Origin of the sequence: Pararhodobacter sp., assembly GCF_034676075.1 — a bacterium.
GTDB lineage: Bacteria > Pseudomonadota > Alphaproteobacteria > Rhodobacterales > Rhodobacteraceae > Pararhodobacter.
Genome location: NZ_JAUCCQ010000193.1, coordinates 1 through 4,461 on the forward strand (window position 1 = coordinate 1; position 4,461 = coordinate 4,461).

The following is a 4,461-nucleotide window of genomic DNA, read 5'->3' on the forward strand; positions in this document are numbered from 1 at the left end:
AGGTGATCGCCCGTCAGCGCGCGGTCGAGGCCCTCCAGCGCCCGGCGCAGCCGCAACGCCTCCAGCTTCTGCACCACGGGGCTGCGGTCGGCGGGCTTCAGCACGATATGGTGGAAGGTGAGCTGCGCCAGATGCTGGGCCAGCGTCTCGCCGTAATGCAACCATTCGAGGTATTTGCCGCGCTCGGGATGACCGGGGGCGCGGCCCAGCGCGGGGGCATGGACCTCGGCCAGCACCTCGAGGATGGCGCCGGATTCGAACAGGATTTCGCCGTCCACCTCGACCGCCGGAACCCGCCCCGCAGGCGACATCGCCAGAAAGGCCGGATCGCGCAAGGCCTTGCCCGCGAAGGAATGGTAGCTGACGCGGTGCGGCAGACCCGCCTCGTGCAGGAACCACAGGATGCGGAAACTGCGGGTCTGCGGCACATGGTGCAGAGTGATCATCGGCGCTCCTCCTGCCGCCAGTGAAGCCCGCCCGCGCCCGCGGCGCAAGCGGGACGCCACGTTCAGACCAGGGGCGTCAGCACCACCTCGCGCAGCGGCACCTCCGGCACCTCGGCATCGACCAGCGCCACCTTGAGCGTCCGCCCCGCCCGGTCCGTGACCGCCAGCGCCGGGCCATCGGGCGCCAGATACGCGTCACCCCAGCGCATCAGCGCCAGGATCACCCCCGCCAGCCCCCGCCCCTTGGCCGTCAGCGCATAGGCGAAGCGCTCGCGCGCCCCCGCCTCGCGATAGGGCACCCGGGTCAGCAAGCCATCCTCGACCATCCGCGCCAGCCGCTGGGTCAGGACCGAACGCGGGATCCCCATATCGGCCCGCATGTCGTCGAAACGGGTCACGCCATAGAAAGCCTCGCGCAGGATCAACAGCGTCCAGCGGTCGCCGATGACGTCCAGCGCCCGGGCCGCGCCGCAGCGCTCGACCGGCACCGGGGCGCGGCGGATCGCATCTGAGTTTGACATTCGAACTGAGCCTCGCCTAGTCTGAGTTCGGGAATCAGTACCAGACAGAGAGAGACACGTCATGACCCTGGAAGGCGGATGTTACTGCGGCGCGCTGCGCTACCGGATCCAGGGGCCGATGCCCAAAGGCGGGCTCTGCTATTGCCGGGCCTGCCAGCATGCCTCGGGCGGCGGGCCCAATGCCTTCGCGCTGGTCGCGCCCGACAGCTTCACCTGGACCAGGGGCACGCCCTCGCAGTTTGCGCGCCCCGACCTGCCCGCCCCGGTCATCCGTGAATTCTGCCCCGCTTGCGGCACCCAGGTCACGACCCTGCGCCCCGGCCAGCCGAAACGCATCGTCAAGATCGGCACGCTCGATCAGGCGCAGGACTGGCCCGGCCCGGGCTTTGCCATCTTCACGGCCGAAAAAGCCCCCTGGCACCATCTGCCCCCGGGCCTGCCCGCCTTCGAGGGCCTGCCCCCCTCGCGCTGACCCGCCCTTTCACTTTGCCCCAAATACGCCCTTCTCAAGACCCCAACGCGCGCCCCGGCCCTTCGGCGGGAGGCACGCGGGGTGGGCGGGCGGGAGCGTGCCTCCCGCCGAAGGGCCGGTCTCAGTAAAGACCGCCCGCGGACAGAGTGCCGAAATTCGCCTGACCCGGGACCTGCAGCGTCTCGCCCGTGCCCGGGTCGGTGCCATCCTCGCTCAGCGTGACGCTGCTGGGATCGGGGGCGAAGACCGGCAGCGCCATGCCCATGGCGAAACCGCCGTCGATCAGCGCGTCGATGCCGAACACCGGCTCCTCGCCGTCGCGGAAATATTCCGCCACCACATCTCCGCCCGAGCCGTCCGGCACCCGCTCGCCCGTATGCCGGTCGATGGAGATGAAATGCCCGCCCGGCGGCACCGCGAAACGCCCACCGCCGTAATGCTGGATCGCCTCGGTCATGAATTCCTGGAACACCGGCGCGCAGAGCCCGCCGCCCGAGGCCCGCCGCCCCAGCGAGCGCGGCCGGTCGAAACCGATGTAGCACCCGGCAACCATGGTCGAGGTATAGCCCACGAACCACACATCCCGCGCGTCATTGGTGGTCCCGGTCTTGCCTGCCACCGGCACCGGCAGCCGGATCGCGCCCGAGGCCGTGCCGCGCTGCACCACGCCCTGCATCATCGAGGTCAGCTGATAGGCGGTGATCGGATCCATCACCCGCTGACGGCGCGAGGCGATCCAGGGCGCCTGCCCCGCCGGCAGATCGGGCTCGGTGCATTCGATGCACTGGCGGTTGTCATGGCGGTAGACGGTGCGCCCCCAGCGGTCCTGCACCCGGTCGACCAGCGTCGGCTCCACCCGCTCGCCGCCATTGGCGAACATCGCATAGGCGGCGACGACGCGGAACAGCGTCGTCTCCTGCGCGCCCAGCGAATTGGCCAGGAACGGCTGCAGCCGGTCATAGACCCCGAAGCGCTCGGCATAGCCCGCGACCACATCCATGCCGACTTCCTGCGCCAGCCGCACGGTCATCAGGTTGCGCGATTGCTCGATCCCCAGCCGCATCGGCGCCGGGCCGAGGAAATCGTGGTTCGAGTTGTTGGGCCGCCAGATCCCCTCGCCGGTGTCGATCTCGATCGGCGCGTCGATGATGATCGTGGCGGGGGTGAAACCCGAATCCAGCGCCGCGGCATAGACGAAGGGCTTGAAGCTGGAGCCGGGCTGCCGCATCGCCTGCGTCGCCCGGTTGAAGGACGAGGCCTGATAGCTGAAGCCCCCCTGCATGGCGATGACCCGCCCGGTATTGACGTCCATCGCCATGAAGGCGCCCTCGACCTCGGGCACCTGGCGCAGCGACCAGCGCTGGAAACTGCCGTCCGAATCCGCGGTGACGGCGCGGACATAGACCACATCGCCCACGTCCAGATTGTCGGAAACCGAGCCCCGCAGCCAGTTGATGTCCGGCCGGTCGATCTGGCCGATCTCGGCCTCGCCCTCGATGCCGATCCGGGCGCGGTCGGCCGAGACCTCCAGCACCACGGCCGGATGCCAGGGATTGCCGAGCGTGATGTCCCGCGCAAGGCTGGTGCGCGCCAGCGCCGCGCGCCAGCTGTCCTCGTCCGCCAGATCCTCGGCCGTGAGCGTGATGCCGGTGCCCCGCCATTCCCCCTGCGAGCGGTCGTATTCCTCGAGCGCGCGCTGAAGGGCATGGGCCGCGACCACCTGCATGGCGGGATCCACGGTTGCCCGGATGGTCAGCCCGCCGGTGAAGAATTCCTCCTCGCCGAAGGTCGAGGACAGCTGGCGGCGGATCTCGTCGGTGAAATAATCGCGCTCGGGCAGCGACTGGCGGAAGGCCGGGATATCGCCCCCCTGCACGGTCAGCAGCGGCCGGGCCCGGGCTTCATCGGCCTCTTCCTGGGTGATATAGCCATTCTCGGCCATCTGCCCGAGGATCCAGTTGCGCCGCTCCGTCACCCGCTCGCGCGCGCGGACCGGGTGGTATTCGGACGGCGCCTGCGGCAGGGCGGCGAGGAAGGCCATTTCCTCCAGCGTCAGGTCTTCCAGCGTCTTGTTGAAATAGGTCTGCGCCGCCGCCGTCACCCCGAACGAGTTCTGCCCGAGGAAGATCTCGTTGAGGTAAAGTTCCAGGATCTCGTCCTTGCTGAGCGTCTGCTCGACGCGGAAGGCCAGGATGATCTCGCGGATCTTGCGCTCGACGGTCCGGTCCGACGATAGCAGGAAGTTCTTCATCACCTGCTGGGTGATGGTCGAGGCCCCCCGGGTGTTGCGCCCGCGTGAGACGACGGCATCGCGCGCCGCCGACAGGATGGCCAGCGGGTTGAAGCCCTGATGCTGATAGAAATAGCGGTCCTCGGCCGAGATGAAGGCGGCGCGGACCAGCGGCGGAATATCCTCGATGGGCGTGAAGAGCCGCCGCTCCCGGGCGAATTCGTCCATCATGTCACCCTCGCCCGAATAGACGCGGCTGATCATCGGCGGGGCGTAATTGGCCAGCTGCTCGGTCGAGGGCAGGTCATGCGTATAGACCCAGATCACGCCGCCCACGGTCAGGGCGCCGAAGAACGTGCCCAGCATGATGAAGCTGAACAGGCCGCCGAAGAACGAAAGAATGGCTCGGGTCACGCGGATCTCCAGGGGGGTCTCGTCCCCCAGTATACAGAAGCGCGGCCCGGGTCAAAAGGTGGCTCATGGCCGGGGCGCGGCCGGGGCAGGAAATCGCGCAGGTTTGAAGGCGCGCCGAGGCGGCGGCCTGCCTCAGCGTCGGCAAAGAGCGGGGGGCCAGCCCCCTCGACTCCCTGCCGCGCCACGGGCGCGGCGTTCGCGGCTGAAACGCGCCACTGGCGCGTTTCCGAGACGCCGCTCACCCCCCCGCCAAAGGGGACCCTCGGGCCCCCTTTGGAAACCCCCGAGGATATTTTAAGAACAAAGATGAAGATTAAGAGGGGGTTAACCTGCAATCTTCGTTCTGCAAATATCCTCGGGGGGTGAATGCCCGCAGGG

Annotated in this window: 4 protein-coding genes; 1 reads left to right on the plus strand and 3 read right to left on the minus strand. The window is 68.5% G+C overall.

The features are described from left to right. On the minus strand, window positions 1–446 hold a 446-nt coding region (locus VDQ18_RS22860), incomplete at its 3' end, for a glutathione S-transferase family protein (RefSeq protein ID WP_323023161.1). A 62-nt stretch (window positions 447–508) separates the two neighbouring features. After that, window positions 509–967 carry a helix-turn-helix domain-containing protein gene (locus VDQ18_RS22865; protein WP_323023162.1) on the minus strand — a complete coding sequence of 153 codons (459 nt, stop codon included), beginning with the start codon at window positions 965–967 and terminating at the stop codon, window positions 509–511. 61 nt (window positions 968–1,028) lie between these two features. Between VDQ18_RS22865 and VDQ18_RS22870 the strand changes: the two genes are divergently transcribed. Next, the gene (locus tag VDQ18_RS22870) at window positions 1,029–1,439 is read left to right on the plus strand and encodes a GFA family protein (RefSeq protein WP_323023163.1); all 411 of its coding nucleotides are present in this window, start codon (window positions 1,029–1,031) and stop codon (window positions 1,437–1,439) included. A 121-nt stretch (window positions 1,440–1,560) separates the two neighbouring features. On the opposite strand, the gene VDQ18_RS22875 is transcribed toward VDQ18_RS22870, so the two are convergent. Beyond that, a complete protein-coding gene (locus tag VDQ18_RS22875; RefSeq protein WP_323023164.1) occupies window positions 1,561–4,083 on the minus strand; it encodes a penicillin-binding protein 1A in 2,523 nt (840 codons plus the stop codon). Window positions 4,084–4,461 lie beyond the last annotated feature (378 nt).